This window comes from Halomonas sp. H10-59, from assembly GCF_040070555.1.
GTDB lineage: Bacteria > Pseudomonadota > Gammaproteobacteria > Pseudomonadales > Halomonadaceae > Halomonas > Halomonas litopenaei.
Genome location: NZ_CP098828.1, coordinates 1,228,836 through 1,242,733, shown reverse-complemented (window position 1 = coordinate 1,242,733; position 13,898 = coordinate 1,228,836). Strand labels below are relative to the sequence as shown.

13 protein-coding genes are annotated in these 13,898 nt (G+C 64.3%); 7 read left to right on the top strand and 6 right to left on the bottom strand.

Annotation, left to right across the window (positions count from 1 at the left end):
* Window position 1: 1 nt before the first annotated feature.
* Window positions 2–979 (bottom strand): ubiquinol oxidase subunit II, encoded by a 978-nt coding sequence (gene cyoA / locus NFG57_RS05590; RefSeq protein WP_348815595.1) that lies wholly within the window; start codon window positions 977–979, stop codon window positions 2–4.
* Window positions 980–1,861: 882 nt separating this feature from the next.
* On the bottom strand, window positions 1,862–2,626 hold the full coding sequence (locus NFG57_RS05585; RefSeq protein WP_108131548.1) for a DeoR/GlpR family DNA-binding transcription regulator: 765 nt from the start codon (window positions 2,624–2,626) through the stop codon (window positions 1,862–1,864).
* Window positions 2,627–3,018: 392 nt separating this feature from the next.
* Here NFG57_RS05585 and NFG57_RS05580 point away from each other — a divergent pair, with 392 nt between their 5' ends.
* The 6 genes from NFG57_RS05580 (at window position 3,019) to cdd (ending at window position 8,930) form a co-directional block, all read left to right on the top strand.
* Complete coding sequence (locus NFG57_RS05580) at window positions 3,019–4,284, top strand: NupC/NupG family nucleoside CNT transporter (RefSeq protein WP_045991920.1); 1,266 nt, start codon at window positions 3,019–3,021, stop codon at window positions 4,282–4,284.
* 80 nt (window positions 4,285–4,364) lie between these two features.
* Window positions 4,365–5,153: a deoxyribose-phosphate aldolase gene (gene deoC, locus NFG57_RS05575; protein ID WP_108131547.1), complete on the top strand. Its 789-nt coding sequence runs from the start codon at window positions 4,365–4,367 to the stop codon at window positions 5,151–5,153.
* The gene (deoA, locus tag NFG57_RS05570) at window positions 5,153–6,493 is read left to right on the top strand and encodes a thymidine phosphorylase (RefSeq protein ID WP_348815592.1); all 1,341 of its coding nucleotides are present in this window, start codon (window positions 5,153–5,155) and stop codon (window positions 6,491–6,493) included. The genes deoC and deoA overlap by 1 nt, the downstream gene beginning before the upstream one ends.
* A complete protein-coding gene (locus tag NFG57_RS05565) occupies window positions 6,490–7,746 on the top strand; it encodes a phosphopentomutase (RefSeq protein WP_348815591.1) in 1,257 nt (418 codons plus the stop codon). Before deoA ends, NFG57_RS05565 begins: the two co-directional genes overlap by 4 nt.
* Window positions 7,747–8,493: a purine-nucleoside phosphorylase gene (deoD, locus tag NFG57_RS05560; protein WP_348815589.1), complete on the top strand. Its 747-nt coding sequence runs from the start codon at window positions 7,747–7,749 to the stop codon at window positions 8,491–8,493.
* A complete protein-coding gene (gene cdd, locus NFG57_RS05555; RefSeq protein WP_348815587.1) occupies window positions 8,490–8,930 on the top strand; it encodes a cytidine deaminase in 441 nt (146 codons plus the stop codon). The genes deoD and cdd overlap by 4 nt, the downstream gene beginning before the upstream one ends.
* Before the next feature lie 110 nt (window positions 8,931–9,040).
* Here cdd and NFG57_RS05550 read toward each other — a convergent pair whose 3' ends face one another.
* Window positions 9,041–9,514: an RES family NAD+ phosphorylase gene (locus tag NFG57_RS05550; RefSeq protein WP_287165827.1), complete on the bottom strand. Its 474-nt coding sequence runs from the start codon at window positions 9,512–9,514 to the stop codon at window positions 9,041–9,043.
* Window positions 9,514–9,960: an antitoxin Xre/MbcA/ParS toxin-binding domain-containing protein gene (locus NFG57_RS05545; protein ID WP_348815586.1), complete on the bottom strand. Its 447-nt coding sequence runs from the start codon at window positions 9,958–9,960 to the stop codon at window positions 9,514–9,516. Before NFG57_RS05545 ends, NFG57_RS05550 begins: the two co-directional genes overlap by 1 nt.
* A gap of 392 nt (window positions 9,961–10,352) precedes the next feature.
* Between NFG57_RS05545 and NFG57_RS05540 the strand changes: the two genes are divergently transcribed.
* Window positions 10,353–10,748: a hypothetical protein gene (locus tag NFG57_RS05540; RefSeq protein ID WP_348815584.1), complete on the top strand. Its 396-nt coding sequence runs from the start codon at window positions 10,353–10,355 to the stop codon at window positions 10,746–10,748.
* A 268-nt stretch (window positions 10,749–11,016) separates the two neighbouring features.
* On the opposite strand, the gene NFG57_RS05535 is transcribed toward NFG57_RS05540, so the two are convergent.
* Complete coding sequence (locus NFG57_RS05535; RefSeq protein WP_052704282.1) at window positions 11,017–11,292, bottom strand: glutaredoxin domain-containing protein; 276 nt, start codon at window positions 11,290–11,292, stop codon at window positions 11,017–11,019.
* A gap of 259 nt (window positions 11,293–11,551) precedes the next feature.
* Window positions 11,552–13,825, bottom strand: a complete 2,274-nt coding sequence (locus tag NFG57_RS05530) for a mechanosensitive ion channel family protein (RefSeq protein WP_239452520.1) — start codon at window positions 13,823–13,825, stop codon at window positions 11,552–11,554.
* Window positions 13,826–13,898: the final 73 nt, after the last annotated feature.

Below are 13,898 nucleotides of genomic sequence, written 5' to 3'. Positions count from 1 at the left end.
TTTACTCCGCTGCCTCTGCGCTCATGGACTCGCCGTGAGACTCGCTCTCGTCGCCATGGCCGCCTGCGCCGTGCCCATGGACCACGCCGCCGTAGGTCTCGACGAACTCGGCATGCTTGCCGCCGGCCAGGAAGCTCTTGATGATGCGCTCGTAGAGCGCCGGGGTGATCTCGGAGAAGTACTGGACCTCGTTGTCCTCGCTCGGCGTGGCGAGATCGTAGTACTCCTCGGGGAAGGTCAGCGTATCGGCAGAGGAACGCACCTTCTCCACCCACTCCTCGAAGTCCTCGACGGAACCCACGTGGGCGTCGAAGGTCATCTCGGAGAAGCCGGCACCGCTGTAGTTGGTGGAGCGGCCCGGATAGACGCCCTGCTCTTCGGCGATCAGGTGAACGTCGTTGTCCATACCCGCCATGGCGTAGATCTGGCTACCCAGGCGCGGAATGAAGAAGGCGTTCATTACCGAACCGGAGCTCACCCGGAAGCGCACCGGGGTGTCCTCGGGGAAGGCCAGCTCGTTGACCGTGGCGATGCCCTGCTCCGGGTAGATGAACAGCCATTTCCAGTCCAGCGATACGGCCTGGATCTCCATGGGTTCATTCTGTCCCTCCTTGGCCTCGAGACTGCGGTGCGGGTCGAGACTATGGGAGGTGTACCAGGTCAACAGCGCCAGGAAGACGATGATGACGCAGGGAATGAACCAGACGATGGCTTCGATCTTGGTCGAATGGGCCCAGTCGGGTGAATAGGTGGCGTCGGTGTTGCCGCGGCGATAGCGCCAGGCAAACCACAGGGTGAGCACGATGACCGGTACCACCACGATCTGCATCAGACCGAAGGCGGTGAGGATCAAGGTACGCTGCTCACGGCCGATCTCCCCCTTGGGGTCGAGCAGCGCCGATTCGCAGCCCGCCAGCAACAGGGGCAGCGCCAGCATCAGCACAACGCTGAGCACGCGCAGGTACGACTTTCTTCTCATGTAGCAACCTCGTCAGGGCTTGGAGGCGGAATACCAGAGATAACGAGCTCAGGCTCGCGCGATGTGCAGGGGCCGCTGAGGTGGAACATTGCATGCACCTTTGGCAAAAGTTGCATGAAATGTGCCGAACCACGACTAGACCCGCAAAATTTCGCATTCCCTACCCTGCCTCGGTACCACGACAAGACGTCGACACCTGAACAAAAGAAGTAGATGGAATGCGACCGGGGCGTATTGTCGACAGACCGACCAGCCTTGAGAAGCGACGATTTGCCGCAGGGGTGTCGCACCTTTCCTTGATCTGCCGCACCAAGGCGTCGCAATCGTGCACGAATGGCCAATTGCCTGGGCCAGCAGAACCTGCCCTGCGACCCGACACCACACCCAGGAAGCACCACCAGGAACCGTATCAGCGAGGCCGGACCCCACCCCATGGGAAAGGCGATCTGATGGAAAAGAACGATAAGCCGCGCCGCGCTATCGTCTGACGTTATCGTCTGACGCTACTGCCCGAAGTTATCGCCTGACGTTATCTCCCCCAACGCCATCACCCCAACGCCAGGACGAAAACGATGACGATGTCGAGAAGGCCAGACCGTGAAGAGGGCTATAAGGAAGGTTCAGATAGGAAAGGATCAGATAAGGAAGGATCAGATAAAGAAGGACCGGCTCACCAAGGGCCTGGTCATGAAAGAGCGAATCGGCGACGAGGGCCAGATCAGCAAGGAGGCCAAGGGAAGGCTCGAGCAGAAGGGACAGACCACAACGAGAGGCGCAACCGTGCGCCCAGGGGACCACTATCGAGAAAGGCCGTCAGAGACTGAAAAGCCAAGGATCCACAAGCCAAGGATCCACGCTGGGCAAGAAACCGAAACCGGGGAATCAGGGATGAACCAGCCGAGACGCCACTTCCGGCGTACGCGACAGGCCTGCGGCGCCCTCGCCATGGGTGATGATGACATCGGCGTCGATCAGGGCGCCAAAGAAGGCGGGACGCAGCACGCCCCACTTGCTGTCGTCGAATACCAGGATCCGCTGGGCGGCGGTTTCGATGGCGGCCTGCTTGGGCGCTACTTCATGAAAGTGAAAGCAGCTCAGGCCCCGTGCGGCATGCACACCGGCGGCGGAAAGAAAGGCACGATTGATGCCGAGTCCCCGGACCTGGCGGGCGATATCCTCGCCGTCGAAGGATTGGGAGACACCTTGATAGACGCCGCCCAGCAGGATCAACCGGATGCCATCGAAATGGCTGACCGCATTGGCCACGTTCAGCGCGTAGGTCACCACCGTCAGGTCACGTCGGCTGGCCAGTTCTGCGATCATCGGCACCAGGGTGGTACCGCAATCGATAAACAGGGTATCGCCGTCTTCCACGTAGCCACTGGCGCGGCGACACAGACGCGCCTTGATATCGGCGCCACGATCCTGTTGAGTTTCCAGGTCGTAGACCGGAGTGAAGTGGGGGTCGTCGCGGCGAACCAGATGCCCGCCCATCAGCATCAGAGGGCTGTCCTTGGTGGACACGTCGCGCCTCAGGGTCATCTCTGACACACCGCAGAGGATGGCGGCGTCCGCCAGCCTCAGGCTGCCGCCTCCGGCGAGCGCCTGCAAAAGGCGCTCCTGTCGCTGAATACTGCGCTGATTCATGGATTCTCCCCCGCGCCTCGACGGTCATGGCTTGCTGCCGTCGTTTTTCAATAAGCATGCCCTGAACTACCGGGTTCAGCCAGTGCCCGGGCAGGTAAGAAAACGCCACTGCACAAATGTTATTTTTCTCACATCAAGTGTTACTATACACTCATTGACGGATGGGCCCAGCCCGTGCCGGCCAATTCCGCTCGACAACAATCACTCGACACGAGCCGCCGCCATGCCCCATCACCTCTATAATTCCTGTTCTGATACCCCATTCGGCATAAGAGATTTCCGCCCCGTTCGAGGCAATTGCCCGCTATCAACGCGATGCGGGACGCCAGACCAGGCCCGAAGTGCGATGATCTATTCTTCAACGTTCATATTTTGATGAGGCGAAGGAACCTATGACACTCCTGATGAGCCTGGTCGGCATGGCCACCCTGATCGCCATCGCCGTCGCGTTCTCCTACAACCGCCGTGCCATTCGCCTGAGAACCGTGGGGGGCGCCTTCCTGATCCAGGCTGGTCTCGGGGCCTTCGTCCTTTACGTGCCCTTTGGCCAGAAGGTCCTGAAGACCGTATCGGACGCCGTCAGCCAGGTGGTGCTCTACGCCAACGACGGCATCGATTTCCTGTTCGGCGGCCTGGCCAACGCCGACAGCGTCGGCTTCGTGTTCGCGGTCAAGGTGCTGCCGGTCATCATCTTCTTCTCGTCGCTGACGGCGGTGCTCTACTACCTGGGCATCATGCAATGGGTCGTGCGCCTGCTCGGCGGCGCGCTGCAGAAGCTGCTCGGCACCTCGCGTACCGAGTCGCTGTCCGCCACCGCCAATATCTTCGTCGGCCAGACCGAGGCGCCGCTGGTCGTGCGGCCCTTTATCGCCCGCATGACCGCCTCCCAGCTATTTGCGGTGATGTGCGGTGGCCTTGCCTCGGTGGCGGGCTCGGTGCTTGCCGGCTACGCCGCACTCGGCATCCCCATGGAATACCTGGTGGCCGCCTCCTTCATGGCGGCCCCCGGCGGCCTGCTGTTCGCCAAGCTGATCATGCCGGAGACCGATCCCGAGGCGGACAAGGCCGACCGTGTCTCCGAGGTCATCGAAGACGAGGACAAGCCGGCCAACGTGCTTGACGCTGCCGCCGGTGGCGCCTCGTCCGGCCTCAAACTGGCGGCCAACGTGGGCGCCATGCTGCTGGCCTTCATCGGCTTGATCGCCCTGCTCAACGGTATCCTCGGTGGCGTCGGTGGTTGGGTCGGATTCGAGGATCTCAGCCTCGAGCTGATCCTGGGCTGGGTGTTCTCGCCGCTGGCCTTCCTGCTCGGCATTCCCTGGGAAGAGGCGACCCTGGCCGGGTCCTTCATCGGCCAGAAGCTGGTAGTCAACGAGTTCGTCGCCTTCATCAACCTGGCCCCCTATATCGACGGCGAGCAGCTCGTGGCCGCCACCGGCGAGGTGATGAGCGACCACACCGCCGCGGTGCTGTCCTTCGCGCTATGCGGCTTCGCCAACCTGTCCTCCATCGCCATCCTGCTCGGCGGGCTCGGCAGCATTGCCCCGAGCCGTCGTCACGACATCGCCCGCTATGGCCTCAAGGCGGTACTGGCCGGCACCCTGTCCAACCTGATGTCGGCCTGCATCGCCGGCTTCTTCATGACCCTGGGCGCCTGATCCCACGTCGCGGATCCAGCGCCCGCCCTCACATCTTCGGCCGCCCGAGGCGGCGGCCTGTCCCACTTCAGGAGCCTCCCATGTCCCCCCAGTCGACCAACCCCTCCGTGATCGCTCGCCAGGCACTGTCCTTGATGGATCTGACCAGCCTCAACGATGACGATACCGACCATGTCGTCGAGGCCCTGTGCCAGCGGGCCAAGACGCCGCTGGGCCACACTGCTGCGGTGTGCATCTATCCGCAGTTCGTGGTGCCGGCGCGGCGCGCCCTCACCGCCCACAACCTCAGCGGCCAGGTCAAGATCGCCACCGTGACCAACTTCCCCCACGGCGAAGACGATGTCATGGCAGCCGCCCGCGCTACCCGCGAAGCGGTGGCTTCCGGTGCCGACGAAGTGGACGTGGTCTTCCCCTACCGCGCCTTCATGAATGGCGATGATCAGATCGGCCAGGAACTGGTCGAGATGTGCAAGGCCGCCGCCAGCGGCCGCACCCTCAAGGTGATCCTGGAAACCGGCGAGTTGAAGGACGCCGAGCTGATCCGTCGGGCCAGCGAGCAGGCCATCGCCGGTGGTGCCGACTTCCTCAAGACGTCCACCGGCAAGGTCGCCGTCAACGCGACGCCCGAGGCCGCCCGAGTGATGCTGGAAGTCATCCGCGACGCGGACCGCCCGGTCGGCTTCAAGGCCGCCGGGGGCGTTCGCAGCGTCGAGGACGCCGCCGTCTATCTGGAGCTTGCCGCCGAGATCATGGGTGCCAACTGGGCCCGTCCCGAGACCTTCCGTTTCGGCGCCTCGGGCCTGCTCGACAACCTGCTGATGACCGCCGGTGTCGGTGTCGACGGCGGGGGCCAGTCCGGAGGCTACTGATGCTGTTGCAGGATATTCTTGCCGCCAAGCGTGACGGTCAGGCGCTGTCCAGCGAGGCCATCCGCCAATTCGTGATGGCCATCGCCGATGACAGCGCCGGTCAGGAGCAGATCGGCGCCTTCGCCATGGCCACCTATCTCAACGGCATGACGCTGGATGAGACGGTGGCGCTGACCGAGGCGACCCGGGACTCCGGCAGCGTGCTGGACTACCGACAGCTGGACCTGCCGGGGCCTATCCTCGACAAGCATTCCACCGGCGGCGTGGGCGACCCGGTATCGCTGATCCTCGGCCCCTGGCTCGCCGCCTGCGGAGCCCACGTGCCGATGATCTCCGGTCGTGGTCTGGGCCACACCGGCGGCACCCTGGACAAGCTCGAGGCCATCGCCGGCTATGACGTCACTCCTCGGCGCACCACCTTCGAGCGCCTGCTCAAGGACGTCGGTGTGGCCATCGTCGGCCAGAGCGGCGATCTGGCGCCGGCGGACAAGCGCCTCTACGCGGTGCGCGACGTCACCGCCACCGTTGCCTCGTTGCCGCTGATCGTTGCCTCGATCCTCGGCAAGAAGCTCGCCGAAAACCTCGATGCCCTGCTCATGGACGTCAAGATCGGCAACGGCGCCTTCATGGCGAACGACGACGAAACCCGAACCCTGGCAGCCACCATCGCCGACGTCGCCCGACGTGCCGGCACCCCGACCACGGCGGTGCTCAGCGACATGAACCAGACCCTGGCCGAAAGCGCCGGCAACGCCATCGAGGTACGCGAGTGCCTGGCGATCATGCGCGGTGAGCGGCGCGATTCGCGGCTGTTGACGCTGACCCGCCGCCTGGCGGTGGAAGCGCTGCTGGCCGGCCGACTGGCGACGTCCAAAGAGGACGCCGAACGCCAGCTCGAGGCACGCCTGGCCAGCGGCGACGTGGCCGAGCGCTTCGAGCGCATGGTGGCAGGTCTTGGCGGACCGACCGACCTGCTGGAAAACGCAGGCGCCCTGCCCGCCCCGGCCCCGGTGATCCAGGACGTCCTGGCCGAGCATCCGGGACGGGTGGCACGTCAGGACGTCAAGGCGCTGGGCATGGCGGTGGTCGAGCTGGGCGGCGGGCGCCGCCGTGCCGGCGACGCCATCGACCATCGTGTCGGCCTGGACGCCATCGCCGCCATCGGCCAGACGGTCGACCGTCACACCCCGCTGGCGCGCATTCACGCCGCCAGCCAGGCGGACGCCGACAGACTCGCGGCACGAGTACGTGAGGCCTTCACCCTCGGCGACGAGGGCACGCCCCCGCCACTGGTGCACGAGACCTTGTGCGATCCTTCGATAACGGGAGAGACACCATGAGCCGCGCGATCGTGCTGGTGATGGATTCCTTCGGCATCGGTGCTGCCCCCGACGCCGAGCGCTTCGGCGACGCCGGCGCCGATACCCTGGGCCATATCGCCGAGGCCTGTGCCCGCGGGCAGGCCGACGACCGTGGCCGCCGCGGCCCGCTGCAACTTCCCAACCTGGCCCGCCTGGGGCTCTATCACGCCCACCGCGAGGCCACCGGCGCCAGCGCCGCAGGCATCCAGCTGGGCGAGGTCGACGGCGCCTACGCCCACGCCATGGAGGTGTCCTCGGGCAAGGACACCCCGTCCGGGCACTGGGAAATCGCCGGGGTCCCGGTGCGCTTCGACTGGGGGTACTTCGAGGACAGGGAGCAGAGCTTTCCGCCGCTACTGCTCAGGGCATTGATCGAGGAGGCGGCGCTACCCGGTGTGCTGGGCAACTGCCACGCCTCAGGCACCGAGATCATCGCCCGTCTGGGTGAAGAACACTGCGCCAGCGGCAAGCCCATCGTCTACACCTCCGCCGACAGCGTCTTCCAGATCGCCGCCCATGAGGACAGCTTCGGCCTTGAGCGCCTGCTGTCATTGTGCGAGACCGCCCGGCGGCTGCTCGAGCCCTACAATATCGGTCGGGTGATCGCGCGCCCCTTCGTCGGTGACGACGCCGCGAGCTTCCAGCGCACCGGCAATCGTCGCGACTATAGCGTCGAGCCGCCCTCGCCCACGGTGCTGTCGAAGCTTCACGACGCCGGCGGCGAGGTCGTGGCGATCGGCAAGATCGCCGACATCTATGCCCACTGCGGCATCAGTCGTCTGATCAAGGCGTCGGGCCATGATGCTTTGATGGCGGCGACCCTGGCGGCCATGGATGAACCGGTAGCGAGCGACACCCAGCGCCTGATCATGACCAACTTCGTCGACTTCGACATGGTCTACGGCCATCGCCGCGACGTGTCCGGCTATGCGGCGGCGCTGGAAGCCTTCGACCAACAGTTGCCGGCGCTGCTCGAACGGCTGACCGACGACGATCTGCTGGTGATCACCGCCGACCACGGCTGCGACCCCACCTGGCAAGGCAGCGACCACACCCGCGAGTTCATCCCGGTACTGGCCAGCGGCGCCGGGCTTGCGGCCGGATCGCTGGGGCGTCGGCAGAGCTTCGCCGACATCGGCCAGAGCCTGGCGAGCTATTTCGGTCTTGCCCCCATGGCCGACGGTGAGAGCTTTATCGAGCGCAAACGAGCATTGGATAGACGAGGAGCTTAGATGGCTACCCCCCACATCAAGGCCGAACGTGGTGATTTCGCCGACACCGTGCTGATGCCCGGCGATCCCCTGCGCGCCAGATACATCGCCGAGACCTTTCTCGAGGATGCGCGCCTGGTCAACGAGGTGCGCAACATGTACGGCTACACCGGCCGCTACAAGGGACGCGAGATCTCTGTCATGGGCCACGGCATGGGCATCCCCTCGGTATCGATCTACGCCAAGGAACTGATCACCGAATTCGGCGCCAGACGGCTGATCCGCGTGGGTTCCTGCGGCGCCGTGCGCGACGACGTCAAGGTACGTGACCTGATCATCGGCCTCGGCGGCAGCACCGACTCCGGCGTCAACCGCTCGCGCTTTCGCGGCCTCGACTTCGCCGCCATCGCCGATTTCGACCTGACCCGTGCCGCCGTGGACGCCGCCGGCGCCCAGGGCACCCCGGTCAAGGTCGGCAACATCTTCTCCGCCGACCTGTTCTATCACCCGGACCCGGCGCTGATCGACTGCCTGCGCAAGTTCGACATCGTCGGCGTCGAGATGGAGGCCGCCGGGCTCTACGGCGTCGCCGCCGAATTCGGCGCCCGCGCCCTGACCATCTGCACCATATCGGACCATATCGTCAACGGCGACAGCCTCTCCAGCGACGAGCGCGCCACCAGCTTCGACGAGATGATGACCATCGCCCTCGAGGCCGTGCTCGAGGACGACCGCCAGCAAACCAGCCGCCAGGAGACCACCCGATGAGCGATCCAAGGACGACAGAGACCGTCGACGCCGATATCGTCAAGGCGCTGATCGAGGTACGCGGCCGCGCCTACGTGCCCTACTCCAGCCACCCGGTGGGCGCCCTGCTGATCAGTGACTCGGGAGCCCGCTATGTCGGCGCCAACGTCGAGGTCGCCCACTACAAGGGGCTGTGCGCCGAGGCCTCAGCCATCGCCGCCATGGTCACCAGCGGCGAGACCCGGCTGAAGGAGGTCTACGTCATCGGTCCCGGCGAGCATCTGTGCACCCCCTGCGGTGACTGCCGTCAGCGCCTGCGCGAGTTCTCCTCCCCCGACACCCTGATCCGGGTGGTGGACGCGGACGGCCAACTGCTCAAGCGCTACACCATGGATGAGTTGCTGCCGGACTCCTTCGGGCCGGAGAACCTGGGCAAGGACTCCGCCTTCGCCAGCTAGGCGAGCGAATTCACCACCTCGGAGTTGTCCGCTCTGACGTTGCCGAATCGGCTCGATTTGCCTGGCAGACCTGCCGGAGCGCCAAACGAACTGACTCGGCAACCGGAGCGCTACTGGATGCCCTGAAACAATCTCGGATTGTAGATCCGTGCCCGGATGTCGATGAGCGAGACTTTATCCATGTCCGGGTGCAGCGGATTCACCATCGCCACCTGATCAATGCCCGCAGCAGCGGTACTTGGCACCAGCAGTATCAAGTTGCGGGCCGCCGACAGGAACGCTGTACCGAGTCGCCGCGTGTGTTCAGGAGGGGGAAACAGGTCCCAGCCATCAGGCAATTCATCGACTCCGACCTTCTCGACGGCGCTGCTCTGGACATCATAGATGCCCAGGCGAAAATCCTTCGGGACCAATCGCGGGTCTGGAATATAGTTACCCATTTCCAGCATGGCGACGGAGGCGCTGGTACCGAAATACAGCACCGGATGGCCGGGGTCATTCCAGCGCGCCCCATCGTGATAGCTGGCACCGCGCCCGGACAGGTTCGCCAGAAAACGCTCAGGAGCGATACGGTACAGCCTCATCAACTGAAGTCGCCGTGACTGATCTTCCGCAGCACCTGTCGTACCAGTTCACGGCCAGCAAAGGTATCCAGGAGTTCGATCGGGCGCGAGCCGGCGAGTGCGGGTACCTCAACGTGCAGCCATTGATGACCGACCGCTTCGTCAGCGAACACCTCACCTACCTCGACAAACAACTTCAGCGTGTCGAGCACTTCTTCGCTTTGCGCACGCCCCAGCGCCTTGCGCTTGTAGAAGCGATGCAGATTGCCGGAGTCCGTCTCCAGCAGTCGTACAAAGAGATCGCGGTCGGCCGACAGTGCATCGATCGCCTGTTTGAGCACGCTTCCCGGCAGCCCTTGCCTGACGGTTCTGATAAAAGCGGCTGAATCGGTGTACACCTCGCGGGGCAGGTCGATCTGCGCCATCACCCCGCCACCCGCTGCACGGTCCTTTTCGAGAAGCTCCATCGCGTTCTCCCGGCGCTCACTCGCTGGCACGGCGCCAGCAACATTCCCACCTGTACGCTTCAGCATACCTCAGATCGAAGTTTTACCAACATCAATATGACCTAAGCCCAGTAAGGGTGCCCCCTCGCCGACTCGCCACCGCACAGCTGAACGCGTCACCGCCAGCGGACAGCACCGGCCCGAGCCAATTCGGCCTATGCTCAATACTGTTCAGCGCGACCCCGCCCGGCTCACCACACTCGCTCGAGACGTGACATTCGCTTTGGCCGCGAGGCAGGACGAGGGGCACCCGCGCTGCATCACCTTGTGCAGGTCATCGGGGTGGCGGCCATCACGGCGCAAGCTCCTGCGTCCAAGTACCCGCCTCAATTCAAACAACAAGGTAACGGTCCATGACCACAGACTTCTCTCCCGGCGACAATATCGCCATGAAGATTCCCGCCCACGAGTACGAGGCGACCGTTGCCTTCTACCGCGAGATCCTGAAGTTCGAGGAATTGACGCCACCCGGTGACCGGGAGACGCCGCGCTTTGCCTTCGGCGACAAGGTGCTGTGGCTGGATCGCGAGCCGCACTTGAGCCAGGCGGAGATCTGGCTTCAGATCGTTGCCAGCGACATCCAGGCCGCCTCGAGCCACCTCGAACAGCGTGGCTGTCAGCGCTGCGACGAGATCGAGCGCCTGCCGGAAGCATTCAACTCGTTCTGGATCACCAGCCCCTGCAATATCATCCACCTGGTGTCACCCGCCGATGACTCGCCCCCCGACGATATGACAAAGGAAAACTGAGCCAGTTGACTGCAGCTGCCGCAGCCAGCCGGACGCAAAAAAGGCCACCACTGGTGGCCCACAAGGCTTGCTGGACTTGCCTGAGATCGGTTCCATCGGACGTGCTGTAGCGTCTTTCGCGTGGCGAGACTGGCGGTGACACCACGCGATGCGAAGGCTCGTTTGTCCCAAGTGGTGGCCGCGCTGATTTCAGGGATCGCTGGCTTCAGGCCACCCTTGCTTCAGGCCGCTTTGGGTTCATGAGTCCCACGACGTCAGACGCTTTGCTTCAGGCTACCTTTCCCTTGCTGAAGCGCTTCTTCAGGTAGGCGACGATGTCCATGGATTCGTACATCCAGGTCTCGCTGCCGTCTTCATTGGTGATCAGCAGACACGGCACCTGAATCTTGCCGCCGCCTTCCTTCAGTGCCTTGCGGTGCGCCGGGTTGGCGCCCGCGTCGCGGATATCCACCTCGACGCCGAGCTTGTCGAGTTCACGGCGCACAAAGGCGCAGAACGGGCAGTGGGCGAAATGGTAAAGCGCGAGATCCTTGGCAACGGTCATGGTGACGACTCCCTCGTGGGTGATACCGCTCGTTGACGATATGGTCGGTGACGTCACTCCCTTCAAGAGTCGACGACACCCGAAACAGTTGGTGCAGGCGACGGCGCGTTCCGGAGGTTCAACCTTGGCGCTGAGCCTTGGTACCAGACCTTGCCGCCGCCCGACTTGCTAGCTTGGTGTCGCCACTCGCGAGTTCCTGACAGCCTTTCCCGACTTTTCTCACCTCAGTGCATTGCATGCGGGGTACAGCACAACGCCATCAGGTTCCCGGATCGGGCGAGGCGCCGGTAGCACTGGTTTGATGGTGGGGGTCTGCCACCCCGGCCTGGCCTCGGGCGCGCCCGCTGGCATCGCGCCCCTGGTGGTCGGCCTCGCCTTCGCTGGTGGTGCCATCGAGACGCCCGCCGCCACGGCCTTCCATGCTGACGCTGAGGCGCGGCGCGCCCAGTTCGACGCCCATCTCCTCCATGCGCTGCTTGAGCAGCATGTTGAAGGCACGGGCCACGTCCCACTGCATTTCCGGCGAGGTGCGAAAGCGCATCCGCAGGATCGCGCAGCCATCCTCGAAACGATCGATACCCTGCATTTCCAGCGGTGACCAGATGTGGTGGCGCATGATCGGATCCTGGCGCAGATCCCGGGCGGTCTCCTGCATCAGGGTGGTGGCGTCGTCGATCTTCATGTCGAAGGGAATGCGGATCTTCATCAGCGCCACGCCGAACTGCCGCGACATGTTATGGATGGAGTCGATACGCGAGAAGGTCAGGATATGCACGATGCCGTCCAGGTCACGCAGGCGTACGGTCCTGAGCGTCAACCCTTCCACCGTGCCCATGTGGCCGTTGATCTCGACGAAGTCGTCCACCGCCAGGGAGTCCTCGATCAGGATGAAGATGCCGGTGATCAGGTCCTGCACCAGGGTCTGGGCGCCGAAGCCGATGGCCAGACCGATCACCCCGGCACCGGCCAGCAGCGGCGTCACGTTGACCCCCAGATTGGCCAGGCCGACGATGGAGGCGATGATCACGATGGCTGCGAAGATCACGTTGCGAATCATCGGGGTGATGGTCTGGGCCCGTGCCTGGTTGACCCGGCGCCCCCGCGAGCGCGCCGAGGAGGTCAGCGCCCGCTGGATGGCGGTATCGGCGAAGATCCACACCAGCCAGGCCAGCAATACGGTAAAGGCGATCGCCAGGATCGCCTGGCCGATGCGCACGCTGGCCACCCCTTCGCGGCCGATGCCCACCAGCGAGCCACCCCACACCTGCAGCGACAACTCGGCGAACACCAGCCAGGCAAGCACATGCCCCAGGGTATAGGCGAAACGTTCGAGCCTGCGGCGATACTCGCTGTGGTGGCGGTGGCGACCCCGGCTGTGGTCATGACGTTCGTTCTGGCGGCGCAGCAGCGCGGTAACCACCAGCGTCAGCACCAGCAGGGCGGCGTTGATGATCGAACGGGCCAGTGCGGTACCGACATCGCCTCCGGTGACGAAGATCGCCACCAGCGAGGCCCCCACCAGCAGCAACGCGGGAATATGCCACAGCCGACCGATCACCCGAGTGACCTCGGTGGGACTCGAGCAATCGCTGCGGATGGTGTAGGTGCGGTTGCGAATCAGATGCTTGATCGGCCGCTTGAAGCGAACGATGAAGCGGAAGGTCAGCACCGCGGCCAGGATATTGGCCAGCACCGAGGCTAGCGAGGACAGGTCGACCCCCAGTAGGTCCACCAGACGTTCGGTCTTGAAGGCGTCGCCGAGGGCGATCAGTGCGCCGATGACGAACAGCGGACGCAGAGCCCGCTGCTGCAGCAGCTTGACCGCGGTATAGCGATGCCCGCGGGTGAACACCGAGATGACGATCTCGACCACCACCGACAGGATGCGCCCGCACAGTGCGGCGTAGGCGATCACCGATACGACAGTGCGCCCGGCGCTGCCGGGCACCAGCTGTGACACCCCCAGCACCGCCAGAAAGGCCAGCGCCCAGGGCAGCATGCGGCGCAGAAAGTGAGCCGCCAGCAGCCACGCCTTGGGCTCTCTCGGCAGGTCCATCGGCCAGCCCCGGCGGGACCCGATCAGACGCCCCAGCGCCACCAGGATGATCACCATGCCACCCCAGATCGTCAGCAGGATGCTGAACTCCACGGCGAACTGGGCCAGCTCGCTATGGCTGGTGTCGGCGATCAGGCCATTGATATCGCGCCAGCCCTCCGCCAGCTTGGCGCGCCACTGGGCCATGGGCGACCCGGCCCCTTCGGCCTGCTCGCCAAGCTCGGTGAAGGTGTCGGCAAGCGCCCCCAGCAGTCCCTGGGAACCGGTGCCGGTTTCCGCTGCGGCCTGGCCCGCGTCGCGCAGTGACCTGAGGCTATCGAGCAACTCCTGACGGCTCTGGTCGCTTTCCAGCGTCTGGATCAGGGTATCCAGGGATCGCTGCAGCTCTTCGGAGGAAGCTTCCTGGGGGGCCTGTTCACCGCCCCCGGCCAGGGCCTCCAGCGCCAGGCCCTGGGCCGACGCCTGAACGGGCAAAATACATGCCCCAATGAGAAAGAGAAGCACAAACCATTGAAATATGTGAACTATTTTACTTCTATGCAGCAACATT

Coding starts and splice junctions, on each gene's coding strand:
- cyoA (WP_348815595.1), bottom strand. CDS start 979: ATGAGAAGAAAGTCGTACCTGCGCGTGCTCAGCGTTGTGCTGATGCTG.
- NFG57_RS05545 (WP_348815586.1), bottom strand. CDS start 9,960: ATGGAGCTTCTCGAAAAGGACCGTGCAGCGGGTGGCGGGGTGATGGCG.
- cdd (WP_348815587.1), top strand. CDS start 8,490: ATGAGCGATCCAAGGACGACAGAGACCGTCGACGCCGATATCGTCAAG.
- deoC (WP_108131547.1), top strand. CDS start 4,365: ATGTCCCCCCAGTCGACCAACCCCTCCGTGATCGCTCGCCAGGCACTG.
- deoD (WP_348815589.1), top strand. CDS start 7,747: ATGGCTACCCCCCACATCAAGGCCGAACGTGGTGATTTCGCCGACACC.
- NFG57_RS05585 (WP_108131548.1), bottom strand. CDS start 2,626: ATGAATCAGCGCAGTATTCAGCGACAGGAGCGCCTTTTGCAGGCGCTC.
- NFG57_RS05565 (WP_348815591.1), top strand. CDS start 6,490: ATGAGCCGCGCGATCGTGCTGGTGATGGATTCCTTCGGCATCGGTGCT.
- NFG57_RS05540 (WP_348815584.1), top strand. CDS start 10,353: ATGACCACAGACTTCTCTCCCGGCGACAATATCGCCATGAAGATTCCC.
- deoA (WP_348815592.1), top strand. CDS start 5,153: ATGCTGTTGCAGGATATTCTTGCCGCCAAGCGTGACGGTCAGGCGCTG.
- NFG57_RS05580 (WP_045991920.1), top strand. CDS start 3,019: ATGACACTCCTGATGAGCCTGGTCGGCATGGCCACCCTGATCGCCATC.
- NFG57_RS05550 (WP_287165827.1), bottom strand. CDS start 9,514: ATGAGGCTGTACCGTATCGCTCCTGAGCGTTTTCTGGCGAACCTGTCC.
- NFG57_RS05535 (WP_052704282.1), bottom strand. CDS start 11,292: ATGACCGTTGCCAAGGATCTCGCGCTTTACCATTTCGCCCACTGCCCG.